The following is a 21,766-nucleotide window of genomic DNA, read 5'->3' on the forward strand; positions in this document are numbered from 1 at the left end:
CAGGGGCAAAAATGAACGCAATCAAAACACTCAAGCTGGCTGGCGCTGCATTGATCGTCGTTGCTTCCGTCAATGCCTGGGCACAGGGAAGCGAAGCGGCTAGCGCACCGACGACCACGCAAGGCGCATCCAAATCGTCCATCAGGAAGGCGAACCGGGCATTGAGCAGAAAGGTGGCCTCGGCGCTTTCGAAGGGCGGTGTCGATACGACGGGGATCAATGTTCTCGTGAAGGGCGGCGCGGTGACGCTCGCTGGCGGCGTGACCGATCCGGCTCAGATCGATAAGGCGACCTCGATCGCGAAGGGCGTGTCCGGCGTCACGTCGGTGAAGAATGCTCTGACGATTCGGGAAGGCGGGCAGTAACACCTCGATTGCGGCGAATTGCGGGGATGGGCTGCGGCTCGATTTGGTGCGTTATGGCTCACCCCGCAAGCCTTCTTTTACAGCGCGGCCTGCGGTGAATTCCGGAAGCCGATTGCCATCCGGTTATCAGCGTTCATCAAACTTGTTGCGATCGTGAGATTCACGAGCAGATCGCGCGTATGCATTTCCAGGTGGTAGCGATCGTCTATTCGATCATTCGGATAGCTAATTTGTTTTGGATGCCGACGGTTAGTCATTCAAACCGGCTCGGTCTCGCGATTCACCATCTTGCGTTGCTGTGTGGAGGACCGCTGCATGCAACGGTGCGCGGCTTCTGCGAGCAGGAACGCGAACGCAATCAACGCCGCCGCGACGAGGCTCAGATACTGCCCGTCGATCGACGGCAGCACGGCCCCGCCAAGCACGCCCGAGCAGGCCAGCCCGACGTATGTCGCCGTATTGTTGAGCGCCAGCAGCAGCGGCGCCACGCCCGGCTTCAGGTGCACCAGCCGATGTTGTTGCGGGACGATCAGCCCCCAGCCGCATACGCCCCAGATCGCGAGCGCAACCGCGGCGCTGAATGCATGTGCGGATGTCCACGGCAACGCGCAGAAATTGACGATGGCAACCCAAAGCATCGCGTTGATGATGTTGCGGCTCTCGAATCGATCCACGAGACGGCCGGCCAGCAGGTTTCCTGCCGTCGCCGCTACGCCCCACAGCAGGAACATCCCGGCAAGAATCCGTTCGTCGCCATGCGTGACACGTTGCAGCACCACGCCCGCATACGTGTAGACCATCAGGAACCCGCCAAACGCGAATAGCGAGGTGAGCAGGGTGAGCGCGATCCGGACATCGCGGATGGGTGCAAGCCGTTCTCGCAACTTCACGGATGCAGGCCGGGGAACCGACGGCAGCATCGTCCAGACGCCGATCATCGCCACCATCCCGAGCAGCGTGACGAACCAGAGCGTCGTTCTCCAGCCACCGAATCCGCCGATGAACGTACCGATCGGCGCGCCAAGCGCTGTCGCCCCCGTCAAACCCGCCGTGACGGCAGCCAGCGCACGGCCGCGTTTTTCAGGCGGTGCGAGCGCAGAGGCGACGCCCAATGCAGTCGGCGAGAACAGCGCGGCGCCGAATCCCGACAACGCCCGGCTGAACAGAACCCAGTGCAGGTCCACGGCGACCGCGCTGAGCATGTTGCCCACGACGAATATTCCGAGCGCGGAAACCAGCAGGAGCTTGCGCGGCCAGCCGCCCGCCACGGCCGCCATGACGGGGGCTGCGATTGCGTAGGTCAATGCGTAAAAGGTGACCATCAGCCCCGCGAGGCTGACGGATGTATTCAGCGATGCAGCCACGCCAGGAAGAATACCGGCGACGACGAAGTTGTCGGTACCCATGGCGAACATGCCAAGGGCCAGTATCAGTAGTCGACGATCCATACAAAAAGCTCTTGTGATAAGCGGTTCGAGGTTCAGCTCCGCCGGGTTTTCTTGCGCCGGAAGGGTACGGGTACAGCATAAACGCCGTTGACCGTGTCTCAAATGTCATATATACAAGCGATTCAGGACATGAGTTGGGCGCACCATGCACAAGATCGGCTTCGTCGTATTTCCGAATTTCTATCTGATGGGCTTCGCGGCAGTCACGGCCTTTGAACTGGCGAACGTCGTGCTCGGAGAACCGGCATATGAAGTGACGGTTTTGTCGGAAGAGGGTGGGCTCGTTGTGTCTTCGGCGGGGATTCGTGTGGAAACGCAAGCGTTCAGCGACGCCGCCTTCGACACCGTCATGTTCGGCTCGGGCGTCGAGATCGACATTGTCTCTGCGCAACTGACTGCATTCGTCAACCGCGCGTTGAAAACATCGAGACGAATCGCAGCGCCGTGCACCGGCGCGTTTATCCTGGCTGAAGCAGGCGTGCTCGATGGCCGTCGGGCGACGACACATTGGCGCTTCGCGCACGATCTGCAGCGCCGTTTTCCCAACATTGCCGTCGAAGAAGATCAGATATTCATCGTCGATGGACCGATCTGGACATCGGCGGGCATGACGGCCACGATCGACATGGCGCTGGCGATGATCGAGAAGGATCATGGCCAGGACGTGTCACGCGCCGTCGCCCGCAAGCTGGTCGTTTATCACCGCCGCGCGGGCGGGCAATCGCAGTTCTCCACGTTGCTCGACCTCGAGCCCAAATCGGATCGCATCCAGAAGGCGATCGACCATGCGAACGCGAATCTGCGCAATGCGTTGACCGTCGAGGAACTCGCCGATGTCGCGGGCCTGAGCCCGCGCCAGTTTAGCCGGGCCTTCACTGCTGAAACGGGGCAGTCCCCGGCCAAAGCCGTCGAACATTTGCGCGTAGAGGCCGCGAGGCTGTTGCTTGAAAAAGGGCGTTTGTCGCTGGATGTGATCGCCGACGAAGTCGGCTTCTCGGATCGGGAGCGCATGAGGCGCGCATTCCTGCGAACCGTCGGGCAACCGCCGCAAGCGGTCCGTCGTTTTGGCAGGGAAACACGCGGGTCGACTGGACGCGCTCAGCAGTGAACCGTGCAATCTCATTGCGTTCAGCGAGTCGGCTCACATACGCGTGACACGACTCACTCGAACGTTCCCGTGCGCACTTCGCCGTTGCGCAAGTAGCGGTTAATCAATACGCCGCCAGGCGTGCTGATCGAATGCGCCAGAGTGAAGGCAGACGCGTGGGCGTCGTCGCCGAACAGGCGCTTGCCGTGCCCGAGCATCACGGGGTAAATCAGAAGGCGAAGCTCATCCACCAGACCGGCTGCGAGCAGTTGGCGCACCATGTCGCCGCTACCGAACGTCAATAGATCGGCACCGTCTTCACGACAAAGCGCGCGTATCGCGTCAGCAAGGTTGCCCTTCAGCGCACGGCTGTTCTGCCAGTCTAGTGAGTCGGACCGGTGCGTAGCGACGTGCTTGGGTACGCTGTTGAACATGTCGGCAATAGCGTGGCTGCGCGAATTGGCCCGTACGTGTGGCCAATACGACGCGAAGATGTCGTAGGTACAACGCCCCAGCAGCAACTCGAATGGCTGCGAGAGCAGATCGTGCAAGTTCTCGCCGATGGCTTCGTCGGCATAGGGGACTATCCAGCCGCCAAGGCGGAACGCTCCGCTGGGATCTTCTTCAGGCCCGCCCGGGCCCTGCGTGACACCATCCAGACTGATGAAAACGGAAACGATGAGCTTGCGCATGTTGTTCTCCAGGTCGACGAGCCCGATGGATTCGTAGATACGACGAACGAAACGCATCTGAATCGACAAAGCGTCTGGCGGCTCACGCCATTGCCAATGCTACGCCCAGGGCAACGCGACACAGGCTGATCGAGCGGATAAACCGTTAGCGCCAGAGTGAATCGGCAGACGATACCTATGCATTCATGCAGCAGAGCAAATAAACAACACCTCGTCGGCGGATCGCTTTGCCGTAACGAATTGACGGGCTATGCTCCTGTTCACGAAATTGATCCAGCTGGCTCACTCATTACGGTGGATCGCTGATGAAAAAGATCGTTGTCTCCAGTGCCATCGGCGCACTGTTCGCCACCGCGGCTCCGCTGACATACGCGCAAAGCTCGGTCACGCTATACGGCATCGTCGACGAAGCCATTCGCTATCAGACGAACGCCGGTCCGGGCGGCGACGACCAGGTCGCCATGACCTCGGGTCCGGAAACCCACAGCCGGTGGGGCTTGAAAGGCAGTGAAGATCTGGGCGGCGGCTGGGCCGCGGTCTTCCACCTCGAAAACGGCTTCGAAGCGTTCAATGGAACACTCCACGTTCCCAACACATTGTTCAGTCGACAGGCTTACGTGGGCCTGTCGAGCGACAAGTGGGGCGCGCTGACATTCGGCAGGCAATACGCGCCCGCTTACGACACCTTGGGCGATATCTTCGACCCATTGACCGTTGGCAATTACTGGCAAAACAGTTGGCCCTACAACGGCATCGGCAATTACCTGGAAATCAACAACGCGGTCAAGTACAAAGGCACGTTCTATAACCTGGCAATCGATGCGCTTTATGGTTTCGGCAATCAGCCAGGCGCGCTCGGTCTTGGTGCCATCTACGCTGTGGAACTGACGTACACGTATGGCCCTGCCATGCTCAACGCCGGCTTCCAGCAGGTTTCCGTACCGACCTCCGCGACGGGCTCTGCGGTCGGCACGAGTGTCGGCAGTGCAATCAATGGCGGCAAGACCAACTTCCTGCACATCAGCGGCGCATGGCAGGTCACTCACGATGTTCGCCTGCTGGCCGGCTGGCTGCACGGCCAGGACCAGACGGGTTTGACCGACGTGAACATGCAGCAGGCTGGCTCGCCGACGCTGAAGGGTGCCAGCCCTAACCGTATCGACGATACGTTTTACGTCGGTGCGAACTGGAAAGCCACCGCGCCATTGCTGTTCACGTTCGCCTACTACTACGGGCACGCGCGCAATGCCGAACGGCTCGATGGATCGCTCGGTACGGGGGTGAACCAGTCGGCTACGATTCTCGCCGAGTACTCGTTCTCGAGGCAGTCCGAAATCTACGCGATCACGGATTGGGCGCGCGGGACAGGTGCCTTCGCTGCCGACTATCCAAGCGGCGTCAATTCCGCCGGTGTGCCGACCAATACCATTGGCCGAACCAACCAGTTGGGCGTGGCAGTGGGTATTCGCAAGATGTTCTGAGCACTTGCATTCGGGCCGCGCATTCAGGTATCAGCGCTTGTCGGCAGGATCGCGCTTGATGCCCGTCAGCATCGAGGTGATCAGATTGTCGCGTGTCCAGACGCTCATGATGACGGCCGCGACGATATGCGCGCACACGCAGACTTCCAGTGCGATTGAAAGAACCGAGTGAAGGTCATGCGGCCAGTCTTCGCCCCAGAACGCGTCGAGGCGCATCAGCCAGCCGCTGACTGCCAGTGCCAGAATCAGCAGCCAGAGTGCGATTGCCATCAGGCCGCCGAGCGGATTGTGCGACAGATGATGGCGTGGCTTGCCGGCGGCCAGCGAGCGTACGTAGTCCCTCAGATGGGCCGGCGTTGGCCACCACGCGGAGAATCGTGCGTAGGGCGTGCCGATAAAGCCCCACACGATTCGACAGGCAACCAGACCGGCAGCGATGTACCCAAGTACCCGATGCAATTGGTCAGTCGGCCCGAACAGATTCCACACGACGATGCCGGCGACGGTCCAGTGTGTGAACCGCACGCCTAAGTCCCAGGTTTTGACAGGCATCGTGCGCGCCAGGCGTCAGTCGATCTCGGACTTCACGACGGCAAGCGTCTTGGTGTCGTAGTAGATCTCGACCTTCTTGCCTTCCTTGTTGTGGCCGTAGATTTCGTAGCAGTTGCCGTCGACCTTGAACTTCTTGATCTTGTACCCTTGCGCTTCGAGCTGGGCACGCGCATCCGATTCCTTCATCCACTCGCTCTTCGGATAAGCCGGGCAATCGGCTTTGGCGAATGCCGTACCGGAAAGGCCCAATGCGACGCATACCGCCAGGAACTTGAACATCCGTCACCTCATGTGCTGGTTTGTCGAGCGGTTACTCTACGTGCACGCAGGGTGGACTGCAAGCGTATTGTAGGGTTTAAGCAAATGCTGACTAGCCAGTCTTTTTGAGTGCCAACGCTGCGCGCGAGGCAGCCACCATTCAGATTCCCTTGACAGGGCCCGCCGCGAGCACCGGCCCGGTGGGTTGTCCGGTCGGCGATCCCCCTTGCGGTTCGAGCGATACCGCAAGCGTTGGCTGTGCTGCGAGTTGCTGAAGCTGCGCCTGTGCAACGGGCACGATGGTCGGGTGCTGCGCATCGATGACGCCCAAAGAGATGGGCTTCGAGCCGGGCGGAATCATCCACATCTGCGTGGAATGGTTGGAGGCAATCACGAAGTCGCGAGGCGGAACGACGACGATCTGTGCGTGTTGCGCATCGACCGTTGCGGTCCATGCTGCGCCCGCGCCTTGCCGTTCGAGCGTCGCGACCAGATATTGCGCCCCTGCGGGCGGGGTCACGGTTTCGTGCAGCAACACGGAGCGAGTCAGGAAGATGGCGAGCGCGCAAGCGGCGACGACGGATGTCAACCCGGTCCAGCGCCAGAACGACAAGCTGTTCCACAGACCCGCGCGGCGCCCTGTCCGTGTCCAGCCCAACTGCGCCTGCAGACGGTCCCACACATGGGACGGCGGCGTGACCTCTGCCACGTCTTCGTTCAAAGGCATCAGGCGCGCTTGCCAACGCGCAAGCGATTCGGCCACGTCCGCTTCCTGCTGCATCGCAAGTTCGATTTCGCGGCGCTCTTCGTCGCTGAGTACGCCCAGCACGTACTCCGCGCAGCGAAGGTCTTTGTCGTCGGGAGAGATGGGCGTATTCATCTTTCAAGACACGTCTTGAGCTGCATCAGACTGCGGCGGATCCAGCTTTTCATGGTGCCCAGCGGGACGCTCATTCGCGCTGCCAGTTCGGCGTACGACGAGCCCGTGAAGAATGCCTCCCTGACCACGTTTCTTTGAACATCGGGCAGCGCCTGCAGGCACGACTCGAGCCGCTGGCGTTCCTGACTGAGTTGCGCAAGGGCGGCAGGCGTGGGCGATTCGTCGACGATCTCGTCGACAGTCGTTTCGTCGAGCGAGACCGTGCGGCGGCGCCTGATGCGATCGATTGCGCGATTGCGCGCGATCGTCCCGAGCCACGTGAGCGCGCTGGATAGCTGCGGATTGAAAGTGCCTGCCTGGTTCCAGGCGGTGACGTACACATCCTGAAGCGTGTCCTCGGCTTCGGACCGGTCACGCAGTACCTTGATGCAGATGGCGAAGATCTTTGGAGACGTCAGGCGATAGAGCGTTTCAAATGCAACCCGGTCGCGCAAGGCAACGGCCGACAGCATGCGATCGAGATCGTCGCGCCCAGCCGCGTCCGAAGACGTGGGTGCACGCGTCGCGTCACGCATTTCCTTCGGTTGCCTTGAGGACATGTTCCACCCGGGCTGGCCGTACACAGTACGCCTTCGTGCACGTAGTGTATCAGCGCAATGTGCGTCCAGTAGCCCGTCATCAGGTAATAGTCGCGAGGACATCGGATCTCCTGAACGGTCTCGAACGCGGATGCAATTTCCTTTTTACGTTGTCGGGCGTATTGCGGATGCAAAGCGGTAAGGCATTACCGCTTCTATTTCTACTGCCTGATCTGATGGTAGTCAGATTTGCAGTCGCTGATAGAAGAATGGCGCTTTCTTCCCGATACGCATGCACTGCCATTTGCGCGTCCGAATAAAAGCACAGCGCACTGCATCCATTTCGTCTTGCCCGCCGTAACGCTATTACAGACGCGACCACTGCCTGTCATGACAACTCCGTGTCTCCCGCTCGTGCATTGAAACGCGTCGGCGTGCCGTTAGGGATTCTGACGACTTCGATCGACGCGCGACCTTGCATCGGTTCACCCGAACATCTCAAGGAGCAGGATCATGTCAGATGCGAAAGCGATTATGGAAACGTTCGACCGGCGCGCCGAGCGTCGCCGAGATCGGCGCCAGTTCTTCCGGAATGCAGGCGGACTGAGTCTGGGCCTCGTGGGCGGCACGCTCATCAGCGCATGCGGCGGGGGCTCGGGCAACAACGCCGGCGCCGCGGGCGCACCGACCGACGCGGAGATTCTCAATTTCGCCCTCAACCTCGAGTACCTGGAATCGCAGTTCTATGCGTATGCGACGACGGGGGCCGGCCTCCCGGCTTCCATGACGGCAGGCGTCGGGACGATGGGCGCGGTGATTGCCGGTCAACAGGTGCCGTTTCAGGACCCCGTCGTGAAGGCGTACGCAAACGAGATCGCGAAAGACGAGCGCGAGCACGTGACGTTTTTGCGCAGCGCTTTGGGATCGGCGGCCGTGGCGCAGCCCGCGATCGATATCGGCGGCACCGATCCCAACGGCGCGTTCTCGAATGCGGCGCGGGCGGCCGGGCTGGTAGGCGCGGGTGCTGCGTTCAATCCCTACGCGAACGACAACAACTTTCTGCTTGGCGCGTTCATCTTCGAGGACGTCGGCGTCACGGCCTACAAGGGCGCATCGCCGCTCATCACGAACAAGACCTTTCTCGAAGCGGCGGCGGGCATACTCGCGGCCGAGGCGTATCACGCGGGTCTGGTGCGCACGACGTTGTACGCGAAAGGGATCGACGCGATGAGTCTGGTGTCGGCCGCCAACGCGATTTCCGCCGCGCGCGACAGCCTCGACAACAATGGCCATGATGATCAGGGCATCACGGGTACGACGGCGGGGACTTCGAATATCGTTCCGCTCGACGACAACGGCCTGGCGTTCAGCCGCAATTACGCAAACGTGCTGAACATCGTCTACCTGACGAGTTCTGCGGCGATGAAAGGCGGCTTCTTCCCGAACGGCGTGAACGGCACGCTCAACATGAGTGCCTGACTTTGCATCTTGCTGGAGCTTGCGCAGCGGGCGACCTCGTATTTCGCCCGCTGCCGTCTTGCCATGCCTGTTGCGCGCACAACGACGCCGAGGAGCCGTGATGAACAGGATCGCCGTTCGCACTGTCGTGCCAGAGTCGCTCACGGAGCGATCCCGTACGACGATGCATGCCGCGCTCGCTGGCGCACGTCGTGGGCCGCTTTCGATGCTCGCTTTCGCCGGACCGGCCATCGTTGCGTCGATCGCCTATATGGATCCGGGCAACTTCGCCACCAACATCCAGGCGGGCGCCGGCTATGGCTATGCGCTGCTGTGGGTCGTCCTGCTGTCGAATCTGATTGCGATGCTGTTCCAGTCGCTGTCGGCGAAACTCGGGCTCGTCACCGGGCGCAATCTCGCGGAGTTGTGCCGCGATACCCTGCCGTGTCGTCGCGTGATGGTGATGTGGATGATCAGCGAGATTGCCGCGATGGCCACGGATCTCGCCGAATTCACGGGCGGCTCGATTGGCGTGTCCCTGCTGTGCCGCCTGCCGATGTTGCCCGCGATGTGTGTCACGGCAGCCGTCACATACAGCCTGCTGCAATTCGAGCGACGCGGCTTTCGGCCGCTGGAACTGGCAATCGCGGCGCTGGTGGGTGTGATCGGCTTGTCGTATCTCGCCGAACTGACGATGACGCAGGTGAACTGGCGCGCGGTGGCGTTTCATACACTGACTCCGGCTATTCCTGACAGCAACGCGCTGACGCTCGCGGTCGGCATCGTCGGCGCAACCGTGATGCCGCATGTGCTGTTTCTGCATTCGGGCTTGATGCAGAACCGGATCTCGGCGCGCAACGAGCGCGAACGGGCCACCTTGCTGAAGTTCTCGCATATCGAAGTGGTAGTGGCGCTTGGCGTCGCGGGGCTGATCAACATGGCGATGGTCATCATGGCTTCGGGAGCGTTTCATCAGGGACATCCCGAAATGGCCAGCATCGAGACGGCATGGCGCACGCTGACACCGCTCCTCGGCAGCGCGGCGGCCGGCTTCTTTCTGACCGCGTTGATCGCCTCTGGCATCTCGAGTTCAGTGGTCGGGACGATGGCGGGGCAGATGATCATGCAGGGCTTCGTCGGTTTTCACATTCCCGTGTGGGTTCGAAGACTGGTGACGATGGCGCCCGCGTTCGTCGTGGTCGGACTCGGCGTGGACGCAACGCGTGCTCTGGTGTTGAGCCAGGTCGCGTTGAGCGTCGCACTGCCCGTTCCGATGATCGCGCTGGTCTGGTTCACGTCGCGCGCCGGGTTGATGGGACGTTACCGGAACAGCAGGATTACGAACGTGGCGGCGCTCGTTTGCACGGCGATCGTTATATGCCTGAACCTCGTGCTGTGCTGGAAAACATTCAAGTAGAAAACCCGTTTCGCTACACTGCGCATTTTCGCTGACGATCTGCCAGGAGAATGCACATGGACCGCATGGTGGCGATGGAGACCTTCGTAACAGTTGTCGATGCGGGTTCGTTTTCCGCCGCCGCACGCCGCCTGAAGCTGGGCCAGCCAGCCGTCTCAAAGGCGGTCGCGCAGCTGGAGGAACGTCTGGGCGCCCGTCTGCTGTTGCGATCGACACGTGGCCTCGCGCCGACGGATGCCGGTCAGCGTTTCTACGATCACGCACTCAGGGCCATCGATGAGGCCGATCAGGCCGAGCAGGCTGTGCGCGAGTCGTCGGAAGGCTTGTCGGGACGATTGCGCATCGGCGCAGCCGTTACCTTCGCCCGGCTGCATGTCTTGCCAGCCCTCAAGTCTTTCCTGGATCAGCACCCCAATCTGAGCATCGACATCGTGCTCGATGACCGGTCCGTCGATCTGCTCGGAGAGGGCGTCGATGTCGCGTTTCGCATGGGCACGCTGGACGATTCGACCATGACCGCGCGTCGCATCTCCAGCGGGCGGCGGTTCGTCGTCGGCACCCCGTCCTATTTCGCTGAAGCGGGCGTTCCGCAAACACCTGCCGACCTGAACCGGCATCAGGCAGTCGTTTACTCCCTGCGAGGCGGCGGTGAATCGTGGCTGTTCAGCCGCAGTGACGGCTCCGACTCGACCGTGACCTTGTCCGGCCGGATAAGCGTGAACGCGGCTGAAGGCATGCGCACGGCGGTACTCGGGCACATGGGCCTTGCCGTCGCTTCGGAATGGATGTTCGCCCCCGAACTCGCGAACGGCACTGTTCAGGCCGTCCTGACCGACTGGACATTGCCGCCGATCGACCTGTGGGCGGTTTTCCCGTCCGGCCGCATGGCCACCACGAAAGCGCGTGCCTTCGTCGCGTTTGTCGAACACCTTCTCAATGAGCGCAACGCCGGCGCGGACCTCACCGGCTAGACGCTGCGAACCTTTGCCCCCTCGCAACAGGAATAGGCGCTATTCCCCGCCCGCGGCTACCGGGCGATGCCGCCTCAGCGGAGGATACGCATCAACCAATGCACGAAACATTGGCTCCGATGCAGCAGTCCCTTCCGGCCGTTCAGGCCGGAGGACCGCTTCGAAACCTACTGTTGAGGAAAAGCATGACCCAAGCTCTGAAAGGCAAACTCGCCCTCGTGACGGGCGCTTCGCGTGGAATCGGCGCAGCGATTGCGGCACGTCTTGCGCGCGACGGCGCATCCGTCATCGTTCACTACGCGTCGAGTGCGGCGCGGGCGGAAGCCGTCGTCAAGGAAATCCGCGATGCCGGCGGCGAGGCTGAGGCTGTCGGTGCCAACCTGTCGCAGCCGGAAGGCGTCAAGCGCCTCATTGGGTCGCTGAACGGTGCGTTCGGCGGCCGCTTCGAGGGGCGGCTCGATATTCTCGTCAACAACGCTGGCACAGTCGAATATGGGCCGTTCCTCGATTCGTCGGACACGTCGTACGACACGCACTTCAACCTGAATGTCCGCGCGCCCATCGAACTGGCGAAAGACGCGGCAGCGCGCATGGTCGCGGCGGGCTGGGGGCGCATCATCAACGTGGGCTCGGCCTTTGGTGAAGCCGCGCCCCTGCCTGGCGTGACGCTCTACATCGCCTCGAAGTTCGCGCTCAGAGGCTTCACGCGCGGGCTATCGCGTGAACTCGGCAAGTTCGGCGTGACCGTGAATGCCGTCCAACCCGGCCCGATCGATACAGAACTCGCTCCGCAACCCGGCACGGAAGACCACGCAACGATGACGAAGCTCGCCAGCGTGGGCCGTTTCGGCAAGCCGGCAGAAATCGCGGCGGCCGTCGCTTATCTCGCCAGCCCCGAAGCAGGCTACACGACGGGCGAGAGCCTGACCGTCGACGGCGGATGGATCGCTTGACGCGAGCTGTCTCGGTCAGTACGATCGGCCGTGGGCTCGAGTCGATTCCTCATTCACGTTCTTCGATCGAATCGACACGATCGGTGTAGAACGCAAGGTGCTCGCGAATCGGCTCGACAGCGGCATACGGCGCTTCGTAAGTCCAGATCGCGTTGACAGCGCGCTCGCCGCCCGACGGGATGGAGAAGTACGCGGCGTCGCCCTTGTACGGGCAGTACGTCGAATGCGCCGTGCGTTCGAGTTGGGCGACGTCGACATCCTTTCTCGGGATGTAGAACACGGGCGGGTAGTGCGCTTCGCGCAGCGTCAGCGCGTCGCGGGTGTCGGCGATGACGCGGCCCGCGACCGTGACGACGACGCGCGAAGCGTTGCGTTCGATCGTGATGGGGTGATCGGGACCGGGAATCTTCACGGTCCGCGTCGTGTTCGGCGTGTTGCTGGTGGACATGCTTTCGCTCCTTGAATCAGACGGTTTCATCGTTCGATGCTTCGACGGCAGCAGTGTCGTCGTACGCGGGAAAGTCGGTGTACGCGCGTTCGTCTCCACCCCAGAACGCGTCGCGCTGGTAAGGCGTGAGTGGCAGGTCGCGTCGCAGGCGCTCGGGCAAATCGGGATTCGACGAGAACCACCGGCCAAACGCGACGAGATCGGCGTCGCCCCGTTGCAGGATCTGCTCGGCGCCGGCGCGGTCGAAGCCGCCCGCCGCGATGATCGGGCCGTTGAATATCTTGCGCAGGAACGACGACGCGACGGGCGCCTGTCCTTCGACGAGCGTCTCCGTGCCCATCACGCGCGGCTCGATCACGTGCAGATACGCGAGGCCATACGCATTGAGCCGTTCGGCGAAATAGCCGAAGGTCGCTTCGGGGTTGCTGTCGGAGATCGCGCCCCAGCGGCCGCTCGGCGACACGCGCACGCCGACGCGATCCGCGCCCCACGCGGAGGCGAACGCGTCGACGAGTTCGAGCGAGAAACGCGTGCGCTTTTCGATCGTGCCGCCATAGGCGTCCGTGCGCCTGTTGGTGCCGTCCTGAAGGAACGTATCCGCCAGATAACCATTGGCGTTGTGCAATTCGACGCCGTCGAAACCGGCTGCTTTCGCGCGCGCTGCCGCATGTCTGAACGATTCGACAATGGCGGGAATCTCGCTGGTTTCCAGCGCGCGATGCGGCGAGTTCGGCACCCAGCCGTTTTGCGTGAAGACCGTGGTTTCGTACGGCACGACAGACGGCGCAATGGGCGCATTGCCCCAGCTCAGATCGACGTGTGACTGGCGTCCGTCATGCGCGATCTGCATGAAGATGCGTGCGCCTCTTGCGTGAACGGCGTCGGTGATCTTCTTCCAGGCTTCGACATGCTCGTCGGTATAGATGCCGGGCGCGCCGAGATAGCCACGGCTGTCATATGAAGGATGCGCGCTTTCCGTGATCAGCAGACCGCCTTGCGATGCGCGCTGCCGGTAGTACTCGATCATCATCTCGCTCGGACTGTCGTCGGAGTCGGAACGCAAACGCGTCATCGGCGCGTGCACGATGCGGTGCGACAGTTGTAACGGGCCAACGTTGGTCGACGAGAACAGTTTCAGATTGGTATTTGTCATTATGGATGCCTTATCAATTGGTGTGGATCGAATGCGTGGCGATGGTCATATGACTGTCAGAGCTTCGAGCCGCCGTCGATGCGCAGCGTGTCGCCCGTGATCCAGCTCGCCTTGTCGGAAGCGAGGAATGTCACGGCGCCGGCGATATCGTCGGGCTGCGCGACGCGCTTCAGCGCCTGCAGACTCAGCGTGTAGTCGCGGCCTGCGTCGGTCGTCGCGAAGCTCGACATGTCGGTCGCGACGACGCCGGGCGCGATGGCATTCACGCGCGCGCCGCGCTCCCCGAGCGCCGATGCGAAGTGCCGCACGAGCGTATCGACGGCACCCTTGGTCGCGGCGTAGGCGGCCAGTTCGCCAACCGATGCGCGGGCCGCCAGCGACGACAGCAGCACGACACTGCTGCCTTTGCACAGCATCGGCAGGAGTTGCTGAACGAGGAAGAACGGCGCGCGCACGTTGACGGCAAAGAGTTCGTCGAAGTCGTCGACCGTCGTGTCTTCGATGCTTGCAGCCCTGGCGATGCCCGCGTTCGCGACGAGCACGTCGAGCCGTCCGCCCACGATTGACCGCACGCGTTGGGCGAGCATGCGCGGGCCGTCGGCGGCGCGCAGGTCGGCGGCGATTTTCTGCGCGTGACCGCCGCCCGCGATGATCCCGGCGACGGTCGAATCGGCGGCCGCCTCATTGCTGCTGTAATGCACCAGCACCTGCGCGCCGGCGCGGCCAAGTGCTAGCGCGATGGCGCGGCCGATGCCACGCGATGCGCCCGTGACGAGCGCGGTTTTTCCAGCGAGATCGTTCATGGTCAAGCTCCGTCTGGTTGATCGGCGGGACCGTTCGACATAACAGGCAGGTATGGCGATGAAACTGCTTGCCGGCGTCCGCGCTGCTCGATGTGACTGCTGGCATGTAATCTAGCCTTCGCTTGCGCAAAGAAAAAAGACTTTGTAGGCTGGCGGGCATGCCTTGGAAGCATGGCTTACAGGCTGGGAAACAGGAGGAAGCATGGAGTTGCGTCATCTGCGCTATTTCGTTGCCGTAGCGGAAACGGGCAGCCTCACGGTCGCCGCGGAGCAACGGCTGTTCACGTCGCAGCCATCGCTCAGCCGGCAGATCCGCGATCTCGAAGACGAGGTCAGGGCGGAACTGTTCAGCCGGAGCGCGCGCGGCGTCGAACTGACCGCGTCGGGCAAGGCGTTTCTCGACCACGCGCGGCTGGCGCTCGCACAGGTCGATGCCGCCATCGAAGCCGCACGTCGCGCGTCGCGTCCGGCCAAACAGGTCTTCGCGCTCGGCTTCCTGACAGGTCAGGAAATGACGTGGCTGCCGCGCGCGATGCAGGTGTTGCGCGACGAGTTGCCGAACATCGACGTCACGGTGTCGAGCGGCTATTCGCCCGATCTCGCCGACGCAGTGGCGCGCGGCAAGCTCGACCTTGCGTTCGTGCGCAGGGAGCCGGGGCTCGATCTCGACTATCGCGTCGTCTATCGCGAGAAGCTCGTCGTGCTGATGCCGAGCGATCATCGGCTGACGGCGAAGCAGGCAATCCGTCCGTCGGACCTGAAAGGCGAGCCGTTCATCATGGCGTCGAACAAGGCGCGCGTGCTGCACGACGTGGTCGCGCAGTATCTGCAGGACAACGGGCTCGATCCAAAGCCCGAGCATGGCGTCGACAATCTCGCGATGGCCATGTCGCTGGTTGCGTCGACGCGCGGGCTTTCGTTGATGCCCGAGTACGCGAACAATCTGCTGCCGTGGTCGGTGGTCAGCCGTCCGCTGGCAGGCGAGGCGCCGACCGTCGATCTCGCGATCGGCTACAGCCGGTCGAATGCGTCGCCTGTGCTGAAGCTGTTTTTGTCGAGGGCGGATGAACTGGTGGATGCATGACCGTTGCGGTCGTGGGTCGAAAGCGCGTTACCGACCGTTACAGATGAACGCCGATCGAGCGACTATCCTTCAATTGGCCATCTCACAGTCGGGCCGAATTGGCGCCCCGAGGGGAAGTCACATCATGAAGCGCGCGATCTCACTGCTGGCAATCGCTGTGGCCGTCTGCGCGCCTGCGTCAGCTTTGGCACAGGCCAATGTGGGCGGCTATTACATGCCGATTCCTCCGCCGCCACCGCCCGTGGTCTATCAGTCACGCTACGCACCACCGGGTGCCTACGGCGCGCCGGGTACCTACGTCTATCAGTCCAGTCCGACGCCAGTTTATAGGGCGCCACCGGCGGGCTACGGCTACGGCAATGGGCAGGGCGGCGGTTGGCACAGAGGCTGGGAAAACCACCGCCATTGAAACATCGACTTGCGGCAACTGCGGTCTGGTTCGCCCGTTGTCATGTCACCCACGTGACCCGACGGCGAGCCGCTTCATCTCAAGCTGCGTGACCACGCGTTGCAGCGTGCGCTCGGCAGCGCCAGGCAAATCGACAAACCTGCAGCCAAGCACGGTGCACCACTCGCCCGCCGGCGTCATCGACTTGCGCGGCGCGACGATCTCCAGATCGAGTCGCAGCGTGCCGAAGCTGCCGAGTTTCAACGTGACGTCGCGCAGGATGCAGCCCCTCTCGACGTCGTCGAAGCGTGAATGGGTGGTTCGCAACGCTACGCCGCCCAACGACAGATCTTTCACCAGCAGGTTGTACGCATTGCCGTCCGCGTAACTGCCCGTCGCGGTGTACGGATCGAGCACGGGTGTCTCGACGCGGAAGGTCTGTCGACGCTGCACGTAGTAGAGCACGGCAGGAAAGGACGCTTCGAACGCGGGTCGTCCGTCGAACGTGACCGGCTTCGCAGCGCTCGTCGTGAACTCGGTACGAATACCCGAAGGCGTGCCGTGAAACCGCAATTCCATTGCGTCGGGCAGCGCGCGATTGGCGGCATCGACGCTGCCGGGATCGAACACGAAGCGCGCATTGCGCGAGTCGACGTCGATCACCTGCGTCACGATCTGATGGCCGTCGAACTCGACCGCAATGAAATCCTGCCGCGCCGCCAGGCCGCGCAGGCAGACAGCGATCTGCAACGGATGGCGCTGCGCATAATCGGCGCGGGCGTCGCGAGTCTGGTCGGCGGGAGCGGCGGTTAGCGGATGGTCGGCAATCATCGAAGTATCCGTGCGTAGTGGGTTGTCGTGACCGGATCGGCCGCAGCGCTGCTAGGGCGCTGGCGGGCCGGGTTGGTCGTGACAGTGCAGGGACTATGCCAGGCGTGTCAGCGCTACTGAAAATGTCAGTCGTGAGGCGGAGGCCGCCTTGAGTAAAGGGTTTCGGCCACCGCCCTGGACGCTGCAGATGGGGCAGGAGGGCGCGCCGCTACGTAACGCACGCAAGCGTGTTACGGCCACGACGGAACATTCGCGCCTTCGCTGAGTGGAGCCGCTCGGCAACGCGCATCGGACGGGATGGCTCGCATATCGCGTGACCCGTTCTAATGCTGTCGAAACAGGTTCTTGTTCACGGTAAGCGAAAGTGCCGCCGTGGCTTCAGCGCGGACTTCCGCGGGAGCGGGCGGCGGAATCACCTGCGCGGCAGGTGCGGCCGGTACGCTCACTGCCGCCTCGCGTATCACCGTTGTCGTCGTCGCGCTTTTTACGGGAGGCCGCACGGTGACGGGCTCATGCGTCGCACGTTCGACATGCGCAACGTTCTGATCACACGGCTCCAACGCGCCGCATGCGGTTTTCGCCGCCGTTTTCGGGCTGGTACGCCGCTCCTTCGGCGTGGTCGGCGCTGCATGCGTTTGTGTCGTGGCCGGACTTGAATCCTGAACGATCACCTTCGGCGCCACGCGCACGGGAGGCGCAGTTGCGCCTGCAACATTTCGCGTGCTGGCGGGACTGCCGCGCGCAGTTGCAGCGGCGGCCACCGCTACGGGCGGCGGTTTCGACGGCGCGTCATGCGCAACGGTAACGCTGGGACTCGCTGCATCGCTGGCAGCCGTGCGGGGCATCGCAGTGTCGTGTGCCGCCAGCGGAACGGGTGGCGTTTCGATCGGCGCGCGCGTGGCCTGTGCGACATCCAAGGCAGGTTGAGCCGGCAACGCCGAACTATCGTGCTTCGGCGGATGCGGCTTGTCCAGGTTGGCGAAATGCCCCAACCGGCTTTGCACGGCTTCCCGTTGCGTCAGCGTGACGTAGGTGCCGAACGCAATCACGAAGCCGAACAGGACGGTCGCCACGCCAGCGCTCAGACTCCAGTCGGGCGGGCCGCCTTCCTTGGCGGCGCCGAGCTGTTTCGGCCGGGACTGCACGCGCACGATCAGCAGCGGGCGAGTGACATCAGGTTTCCGTTTGGAGCGGCGCAAAGGTTTGTGAGGCGCCTCGGGCGCATGAGGCGCTTCGGGCGCGGCGGGGCTGGACGATGCCCGTTCATCGAGTGGCTGCGCGGGGCTGTCCTGTGCGGGCTCATCGCCTGGCGCCACGTCGCATGGCTCGTCCGGCGTCGCTAGACGCTTGCGAGTGATGCCCATATTCGGTCTCCCCATACCGCCGGCAAGTCAGGCATTGGTGTTCTTTTCATTGGCAACGAGGTGATCGACGTCACCCCGGCGCGTTGCGCGATGCCGCCCGTTCTATAGCGGATATGTGGCGGCGCGCTGACTGAGCCATTCTTCAGCATTCAGACGGGTCCGTATGTTGGTCGCTGCACACACATAGGGTTCGCCGGACATCCCACCTTGCTGTTCCCCCTTTCTTTCCGATCGAACCCGCCCGGTTCCTTGCCACCAAAAAACCGCTTGCATTCTGTTTATTGTTCAACAATAGTTTGCGCATTGTTGAACAATTTAACCAGCCACCCGACGAGCGAGACCCTCATGAAAGCCCACATTTTTCCGAAGTCGGCCCTCAAGGGCCTGTCGCACACGATCAGGATCGCCGCCGCGATCTTGCCCCTCTTCATGGCGGCGCACGCCGACATTGCCGCCGCGGCCGGGACAGTCACGTCCGAGAATCTGCAGATCGGCGCAGACCTCACGTACCCGCCTTACGACTATCTGGACAACGGCACGCCCGCCGGCTTCGATCCCGCGTTCATGGGCAGGCTCGCCACGCATCTGAAGCTCAAGCCGTCGTTCGTCGACACGCGCTTCGCGAATCTGATTCTCGGCGTCAACGCCAACCGCTTCGACGTGATTGCGTCCGCGCTGTACGTGACGCCCGAGCGCGCGAAGCAGATCGACTTTCTGCCGTACCTGAAAACGGGCGGCTCGCTGCTCGCGCTCAGCGGTGCGGGTTTCGCGCCCAGGACGCCGGAGGACCTGTGCGGCAAGCGGGTCAGCTCGATCAAGGGCGCCTCGTGGATTCCGAAGCTCGCCGATGTGTCGAGCAAGGTGTGCGTCCCGGCGGGGCGCGGTGCGATCGATGTGCGCGAGTTCGAGACCTCGCCGGAAGCGGCGCAAGCCGTGCTGTCGCACGCCGTCGATGCGCAGTTCGAAGATTCCGCCGTCGCGCAGATCACGGCGAACCGGCTGGGTGGGCGCGTGGCGATTACGTCGACGGCACCGCTCTACCCGGTGGTCATCGGGCTTGGCGTGAAGAAGGGCAATGACGCGCTGCTGTCGCAACTAAAGACTGCGTTGGCGTCGATGAAGTCGTCGGGCGAATACGCGGCGCTGCTCAAGCAATACAACGTCGCGGAACCGACGGGCGGCGACATCGCCCTTGCGCTGGGAAGCGCGCAGAAGTAACGCCGCGCTGTTCCATTGTCCTGCGGGCCCGCGTGCCCGCATCGCCACGCGCGTCTTGCTTTCGCAGCGCGCGGGAAGGGGAGTCGCATGTTGTTCGATTGGCATTACGCGGCGTCGCTACTCGTCGACGCGGCATTCTGGAAGGCTGCGTGGCTCGTCGTCGAACTGAGCGTGGCGACGTGGGTGATCGGGATCGTCGCCGGATTCATGCTGGCGCTCGGCAAGCAATCGACGTTGCTGCCGTTGCGCGCCGCGTGCGGAGCTTATATCTGGCTGTTCCGCAGCTTGCCGCTGCTGGTGCTGCTGATCTTCGTCTACAACCTGCCGCAGGTGTTGCCATGGTCGGGCGGCGTGCTGTCCGATCCGTTCTGGGCCGGACTGATCGCGCTGTCGATCAGCGAAACCGCGTATATCGCCGAGATTCATCGCGGCGGCCTGCTCGCGCTCAACAAGGGACAACTCGAAGCGGGCAGGGCGCTCGGCATCGGCTTCGTCGGGCTGCAACGCCTGATCGTGCTACCCCAGGCATTTCGGGTCGCGCTGCCGTCGCTGATCAACGAGTACATCACGATCGTCAAGCTGACGTCGCTGGTGTCGGTGATTTCTCTCGCTGAGATTCTTCTGGTGGGCGAGCGTCTCTATACGCAGAACTTCAAGGTGCTGGAGACCATGCTCGCGGTGTCGTTCTATTACGTGCTGATCGTCACGGTGTTCGGTCATCTGCTGAAGGTGCTCGAAAAGCGCCTCGACGTCACGCGCCGCAAGCATGCCGTGATGATCGACGTCGCCGTGATTCCGGCCGACGCATCTCGGGCCGCTGCGAAAGCCGCCGACTCGCGAGCCACAGGACGCGCGCTCGAAGCCGTCGGTATTCGCAAAACCTACGGCCAGCACGAAGTGCTCAAGGGCATCGATCTGACCGTGAAGGCGGGTGAAGTCGTGTCGATCATCGGGCCGTCGGGCTCCGGCAAGACATCGCTGATCCGTACGCTAAACGGCCTTGAGACACTCGACGGCGGCGAAGTACGCCTGCACGGACGCACGTTCCTGCAATCCACGCTGCACGGGCAGGGCAAGGCGCGGCACGGCGACTACATGCGCGGCATTCTCGACATCGGCATGGTGTTTCAGAGCTTCAATCTGTTTCCACACAAGACCGTGCTGCAAAACGTAACGCTCGCGCCGCGTTATCACAACCGCGAGAAGGGCGGCGCGCTCGAAGCATCCGGCATGCAGATCCTGGCGAAAGTCGGCATGGCAGCGCATGCGCACAAGTATCCGCATCAGTTGTCGGGCGGACAGCAGCAACGCGTGGCGATCGCACGCGCACTGGCCATGCAGCCTTCCATCGTACTGTTCGACGAACCGACCTCCGCACTCGACCCGGAACTCGTACAGGAAGTGCTGAAAGTCATCGAGCAGCTGGCGCGCGACGGGATGACGATGATCATCGTCACGCACGAAATCAAATTCGCGTTCCGCATCTCGGACCGGGTGATATTCATGGAAGGCGGTACGATACTCAGCGATGGTCCTCCGCTGGAACTGGCGAAGCAGAAAACCTCGCGTATCGCCAGTTTTCTTAAAGACGTTCATATCGCCTGAGCTTACGAATGACAACAGTACGTACGTCCGCCCAATCAGCGCCCGCACCGGCAGCCGCTGAGGCCGACCAGTCAGTGACCGACCGCATCCTGACGACGATCCGCGACGACATCATCGAGGGCAAGCTGTTGCCCGGCACGGCGCTCGTCGAGAACGATCTGACGCAACTGCACGACGTGTCGCGCAACACGCTGCGCGAAGCACTGCGGCTGTTGTGCCGCGAAGGGCTCGCGGTGCATTACCGGCATCGCGGTGTGATCGTGCGCACGCTCACGCGTCACGACGTGCGCGATATCTACCGCGTGCGGCGCACGCTCGAATTGCAGGCGCTGATGCGCGAAGAGCCGATAGAAGACGACGATCTCGCGCTGATGCGCGAAGCGATCCGTTGCGCGCAGGATGCCGTCGAACGCGAAGACTGGCGAGCTGTCGGCACGTATAGCCTGCTGTTTCACCGGCATATCGTGCGCCTGCTGCACAGCGCACTATTCGATGCGTTCTTCACGACGATCCTCGCGCAACTGCGGCTCGTGTTCGGGTCCGCGCCGGACGAAAAGCGCTTCCAGAAGCCGTGGGTTGCGAAAGACCAGCGCATTTTCGCGCTGATCGAGCGCGGCCAGCTCGACAAGGCGCAAGCGGCGCTCGCCGACTATCTGACGGAGTCCGAGCACGCGATGCTCGACTATTTATGACCATCTCGCGGCCGCGCGTATCGAACGGCGCCACGAGAGC

Annotated in this window: 23 protein-coding genes and 1 pseudogene; 12 read left to right on the forward strand and 12 right to left on the reverse strand. The window is 62.6% G+C overall.

All coding sequences use genetic code 11. The features are described from left to right. Nucleotides 1-11 precede the first annotated feature (11 nt). Nucleotides 12-365 (forward strand): BON domain-containing protein, encoded by a 354-nt coding sequence (locus PPGU16_RS31505; protein WP_180726637.1) that lies wholly within the window; start codon nucleotides 12-14, stop codon nucleotides 363-365. Between the two features lie 77 nt (nucleotides 366-442). On the opposite strand, the pseudogene PPGU16_RS31510 reads toward PPGU16_RS31505, so the two are convergent. Beyond that, nucleotides 443-532 (reverse strand): annotated as a pseudogene (locus PPGU16_RS31510) (carboxymuconolactone decarboxylase family protein); the annotation flags it as partial. 90 nt (nucleotides 533-622) lie between these two features. After that, the gene (locus tag PPGU16_RS31515; RefSeq protein ID WP_180726638.1) at nucleotides 623-1,813 is read right to left on the reverse strand and encodes an MFS transporter; all 1,191 of its coding nucleotides are present in this window, start codon (nucleotides 1,811-1,813) and stop codon (nucleotides 623-625) included. 145 nt (nucleotides 1,814-1,958) lie between these two features. Between PPGU16_RS31515 and PPGU16_RS31520 the strand changes: the two genes are divergently transcribed. After that, entirely contained in the window at nucleotides 1,959-2,921 is a 963-nt protein-coding gene (locus tag PPGU16_RS31520) for a GlxA family transcriptional regulator (protein WP_180726639.1), read from the forward strand. 53 nt (nucleotides 2,922-2,974) lie between these two features. On the opposite strand, the gene PPGU16_RS31525 is transcribed toward PPGU16_RS31520, so the two are convergent. Further along, complete coding sequence (locus tag PPGU16_RS31525; RefSeq protein ID WP_180726640.1) at nucleotides 2,975-3,592, reverse strand: dihydrofolate reductase family protein; 618 nt, start codon at nucleotides 3,590-3,592, stop codon at nucleotides 2,975-2,977. Between the two features lie 305 nt (nucleotides 3,593-3,897). On the opposite strand from PPGU16_RS31525, the gene PPGU16_RS31530 reads away from it, so the two are divergent. Further along, nucleotides 3,898-5,073: a porin gene (locus PPGU16_RS31530; RefSeq protein ID WP_180726641.1), complete on the forward strand. Its 1,176-nt coding sequence runs from the start codon at nucleotides 3,898-3,900 to the stop codon at nucleotides 5,071-5,073. A gap of 30 nt (nucleotides 5,074-5,103) precedes the next feature. Here PPGU16_RS31530 and PPGU16_RS31535 read toward each other — a convergent pair whose 3' ends face one another. The 4 genes from PPGU16_RS31535 to PPGU16_RS31550 form a co-directional block, all read right to left on the reverse strand. Continuing rightward, nucleotides 5,104-5,625 carry a cytochrome b/b6 domain-containing protein gene (locus PPGU16_RS31535; RefSeq protein WP_180726642.1) on the reverse strand — a complete coding sequence of 174 codons (522 nt, stop codon included), beginning with the start codon at nucleotides 5,623-5,625 and terminating at the stop codon, nucleotides 5,104-5,106. Nucleotides 5,626-5,640: 15 nt separating this feature from the next. Beyond that, nucleotides 5,641-5,904: a PepSY domain-containing protein gene (locus PPGU16_RS31540; RefSeq protein ID WP_180726643.1), complete on the reverse strand. Its 264-nt coding sequence runs from the start codon at nucleotides 5,902-5,904 to the stop codon at nucleotides 5,641-5,643. 139 nt (nucleotides 5,905-6,043) lie between these two features. After that, nucleotides 6,044-6,763 (reverse strand): anti-sigma factor, encoded by a 720-nt coding sequence (locus tag PPGU16_RS31545; RefSeq protein ID WP_180726644.1) that lies wholly within the window; start codon nucleotides 6,761-6,763, stop codon nucleotides 6,044-6,046. Beyond that, complete coding sequence (locus PPGU16_RS31550) at nucleotides 6,760-7,362, reverse strand: sigma-70 family RNA polymerase sigma factor (RefSeq protein WP_224027564.1); 603 nt, start codon at nucleotides 7,360-7,362, stop codon at nucleotides 6,760-6,762. The genes PPGU16_RS31545 and PPGU16_RS31550 overlap by 4 nt, the downstream gene beginning before the upstream one ends. 492 nt (nucleotides 7,363-7,854) lie before the next feature. On the opposite strand from PPGU16_RS31550, the gene PPGU16_RS31555 reads away from it, so the two are divergent. From PPGU16_RS31555 to PPGU16_RS31570, 4 genes are all read left to right on the forward strand, one after another. Continuing rightward, nucleotides 7,855-8,820: a ferritin-like domain-containing protein gene (locus tag PPGU16_RS31555; protein WP_180726645.1), complete on the forward strand. Its 966-nt coding sequence runs from the start codon at nucleotides 7,855-7,857 to the stop codon at nucleotides 8,818-8,820. Nucleotides 8,821-8,920: 100 nt separating this feature from the next. Next, the gene (locus PPGU16_RS31560) at nucleotides 8,921-10,216 is read left to right on the forward strand and encodes an Nramp family divalent metal transporter (RefSeq protein WP_180726646.1); all 1,296 of its coding nucleotides are present in this window, start codon (nucleotides 8,921-8,923) and stop codon (nucleotides 10,214-10,216) included. 56 nt (nucleotides 10,217-10,272) lie between these two features. Beyond that, the gene (locus PPGU16_RS31565; protein ID WP_180726647.1) at nucleotides 10,273-11,187 is read left to right on the forward strand and encodes a LysR family transcriptional regulator; all 915 of its coding nucleotides are present in this window, start codon (nucleotides 10,273-10,275) and stop codon (nucleotides 11,185-11,187) included. Nucleotides 11,188-11,372: 185 nt separating this feature from the next. Continuing rightward, nucleotides 11,373-12,140 (forward strand): SDR family NAD(P)-dependent oxidoreductase, encoded by a 768-nt coding sequence (locus PPGU16_RS31570; RefSeq protein WP_180726648.1) that lies wholly within the window; start codon nucleotides 11,373-11,375, stop codon nucleotides 12,138-12,140. A gap of 49 nt (nucleotides 12,141-12,189) precedes the next feature. On the opposite strand, the gene PPGU16_RS31575 is transcribed toward PPGU16_RS31570, so the two are convergent. From PPGU16_RS31575 to PPGU16_RS31585, 3 genes are read right to left on the reverse strand one after another with little or no spacing between them, the layout of a single operon-like run. Then, nucleotides 12,190-12,588, reverse strand: coding sequence for a DUF427 domain-containing protein (locus PPGU16_RS31575; RefSeq protein WP_180726649.1), 399 nt, complete (start codon nucleotides 12,586-12,588; stop codon nucleotides 12,190-12,192). 16 nt (nucleotides 12,589-12,604) lie between these two features. Further along, nucleotides 12,605-13,741, reverse strand: a complete 1,137-nt coding sequence (locus PPGU16_RS31580) for an alkene reductase (RefSeq protein WP_180726650.1) — start codon at nucleotides 13,739-13,741, stop codon at nucleotides 12,605-12,607. Between the two features lie 56 nt (nucleotides 13,742-13,797). After that, entirely contained in the window at nucleotides 13,798-14,544 is a 747-nt protein-coding gene (locus PPGU16_RS31585) for an SDR family NAD(P)-dependent oxidoreductase (RefSeq protein WP_180726651.1), read from the reverse strand. 202 nt (nucleotides 14,545-14,746) lie between these two features. On the opposite strand from PPGU16_RS31585, the gene PPGU16_RS31590 reads away from it, so the two are divergent. After that, entirely contained in the window at nucleotides 14,747-15,628 is an 882-nt protein-coding gene (locus PPGU16_RS31590) for a LysR substrate-binding domain-containing protein (protein WP_180726652.1), read from the forward strand. 124 nt (nucleotides 15,629-15,752) lie between these two features. Then, on the forward strand, nucleotides 15,753-16,037 hold the full coding sequence (locus PPGU16_RS31595) for a hypothetical protein (RefSeq protein WP_180726653.1): 285 nt from the start codon (nucleotides 15,753-15,755) through the stop codon (nucleotides 16,035-16,037). A 45-nt stretch (nucleotides 16,038-16,082) separates the two neighbouring features. Here PPGU16_RS31595 and PPGU16_RS31600 read toward each other — a convergent pair whose 3' ends face one another. Both PPGU16_RS31600 and PPGU16_RS31605 read right to left on the reverse strand, forming a co-directional pair. Next, nucleotides 16,083-16,847: a flagellar brake protein gene (locus PPGU16_RS31600; RefSeq protein ID WP_180726654.1), complete on the reverse strand. Its 765-nt coding sequence runs from the start codon at nucleotides 16,845-16,847 to the stop codon at nucleotides 16,083-16,085. A gap of 323 nt (nucleotides 16,848-17,170) precedes the next feature. Next, nucleotides 17,171-18,211: a hypothetical protein gene (locus PPGU16_RS31605; protein ID WP_180726655.1), complete on the reverse strand. Its 1,041-nt coding sequence runs from the start codon at nucleotides 18,209-18,211 to the stop codon at nucleotides 17,171-17,173. Nucleotides 18,212-18,556: 345 nt separating this feature from the next. On the opposite strand from PPGU16_RS31605, the gene PPGU16_RS31610 reads away from it, so the two are divergent. The 3 genes from PPGU16_RS31610 to PPGU16_RS31620 all read left to right on the forward strand — a co-directional run bounded on the left by PPGU16_RS31610 (nucleotide 18,557) and on the right by PPGU16_RS31620 (nucleotide 21,726). Further along, a complete protein-coding gene (locus PPGU16_RS31610; protein WP_180726656.1) occupies nucleotides 18,557-19,429 on the forward strand; it encodes an ABC transporter substrate-binding protein in 873 nt (290 codons plus the stop codon). 87 nt (nucleotides 19,430-19,516) lie between these two features. Then, a complete protein-coding gene (locus tag PPGU16_RS31615) occupies nucleotides 19,517-21,034 on the forward strand; it encodes an amino acid ABC transporter permease/ATP-binding protein (RefSeq protein WP_180726657.1) in 1,518 nt (505 codons plus the stop codon). An 8-nt stretch (nucleotides 21,035-21,042) separates the two neighbouring features. Further along, nucleotides 21,043-21,726: a GntR family transcriptional regulator gene (locus tag PPGU16_RS31620; RefSeq protein WP_224027575.1), complete on the forward strand. Its 684-nt coding sequence runs from the start codon at nucleotides 21,043-21,045 to the stop codon at nucleotides 21,724-21,726. Nucleotides 21,727-21,766 lie beyond the last annotated feature (40 nt).

It is taken from the genome of Paraburkholderia largidicola (genome assembly GCF_013426895.1).
GTDB lineage: Bacteria > Pseudomonadota > Gammaproteobacteria > Burkholderiales > Burkholderiaceae > Paraburkholderia > Paraburkholderia largidicola.

What these genes read in the sequence shown, in the direction of transcription:
- PPGU16_RS31585 (WP_180726651.1), bottom strand. Translation starts at nt 14,544, where the DNA reads ATGAACGATCTCGCTGGAAAAACCGCGCTCGTCACGGGCGCATCGCGT.
- PPGU16_RS31525 (WP_180726640.1), bottom strand. Translation starts at nt 3,592, where the DNA reads ATGCGCAAGCTCATCGTTTCCGTTTTCATCAGTCTGGATGGTGTCACG.
- PPGU16_RS31590 (WP_180726652.1), top strand. Translation starts at nt 14,747, where the DNA reads ATGGAGTTGCGTCATCTGCGCTATTTCGTTGCCGTAGCGGAAACGGGC.
- PPGU16_RS31545 (WP_180726644.1), bottom strand. Translation starts at nt 6,763, where the DNA reads ATGAATACGCCCATCTCTCCCGACGACAAAGACCTTCGCTGCGCGGAG.
- PPGU16_RS31580 (WP_180726650.1), bottom strand. Translation starts at nt 13,741, where the DNA reads ATGACAAATACCAATCTGAAACTGTTCTCGTCGACCAACGTTGGCCCG.
- PPGU16_RS31620 (WP_224027575.1), top strand. Translation starts at nt 21,043, where the DNA reads ATGACAACAGTACGTACGTCCGCCCAATCAGCGCCCGCACCGGCAGCC.
- PPGU16_RS31610 (WP_180726656.1), top strand. Translation starts at nt 18,557, where the DNA reads ATGAAAGCCCACATTTTTCCGAAGTCGGCCCTCAAGGGCCTGTCGCAC.
- PPGU16_RS31615 (WP_180726657.1), top strand. Translation starts at nt 19,517, where the DNA reads ATGTTGTTCGATTGGCATTACGCGGCGTCGCTACTCGTCGACGCGGCA.
- PPGU16_RS31505 (WP_180726637.1), top strand. Translation starts at nt 12, where the DNA reads ATGAACGCAATCAAAACACTCAAGCTGGCTGGCGCTGCATTGATCGTC.
- PPGU16_RS31530 (WP_180726641.1), top strand. Translation starts at nt 3,898, where the DNA reads ATGAAAAAGATCGTTGTCTCCAGTGCCATCGGCGCACTGTTCGCCACC.
- PPGU16_RS31595 (WP_180726653.1), top strand. Translation starts at nt 15,753, where the DNA reads ATGAAGCGCGCGATCTCACTGCTGGCAATCGCTGTGGCCGTCTGCGCG.
- PPGU16_RS31570 (WP_180726648.1), top strand. Translation starts at nt 11,373, where the DNA reads ATGACCCAAGCTCTGAAAGGCAAACTCGCCCTCGTGACGGGCGCTTCG.
- PPGU16_RS31515 (WP_180726638.1), bottom strand. Translation starts at nt 1,813, where the DNA reads ATGGATCGTCGACTACTGATACTGGCCCTTGGCATGTTCGCCATGGGT.
- PPGU16_RS31600 (WP_180726654.1), bottom strand. Translation starts at nt 16,847, where the DNA reads ATGATTGCCGACCATCCGCTAACCGCCGCTCCCGCCGACCAGACTCGC.
- PPGU16_RS31605 (WP_180726655.1), bottom strand. Translation starts at nt 18,211, where the DNA reads ATGGGCATCACTCGCAAGCGTCTAGCGACGCCGGACGAGCCATGCGAC.
- PPGU16_RS31520 (WP_180726639.1), top strand. Translation starts at nt 1,959, where the DNA reads ATGCACAAGATCGGCTTCGTCGTATTTCCGAATTTCTATCTGATGGGC.
- PPGU16_RS31550 (WP_224027564.1), bottom strand. Translation starts at nt 7,362, where the DNA reads ATGTCCTCAAGGCAACCGAAGGAAATGCGTGACGCGACGCGTGCACCC.
- PPGU16_RS31535 (WP_180726642.1), bottom strand. Translation starts at nt 5,625, where the DNA reads ATGCCTGTCAAAACCTGGGACTTAGGCGTGCGGTTCACACACTGGACC.
- PPGU16_RS31575 (WP_180726649.1), bottom strand. Translation starts at nt 12,588, where the DNA reads ATGTCCACCAGCAACACGCCGAACACGACGCGGACCGTGAAGATTCCC.
- PPGU16_RS31565 (WP_180726647.1), top strand. Translation starts at nt 10,273, where the DNA reads ATGGACCGCATGGTGGCGATGGAGACCTTCGTAACAGTTGTCGATGCG.
- PPGU16_RS31560 (WP_180726646.1), top strand. Translation starts at nt 8,921, where the DNA reads ATGAACAGGATCGCCGTTCGCACTGTCGTGCCAGAGTCGCTCACGGAG.
- PPGU16_RS31540 (WP_180726643.1), bottom strand. Translation starts at nt 5,904, where the DNA reads ATGTTCAAGTTCCTGGCGGTATGCGTCGCATTGGGCCTTTCCGGTACG.
- PPGU16_RS31555 (WP_180726645.1), top strand. Translation starts at nt 7,855, where the DNA reads ATGTCAGATGCGAAAGCGATTATGGAAACGTTCGACCGGCGCGCCGAG.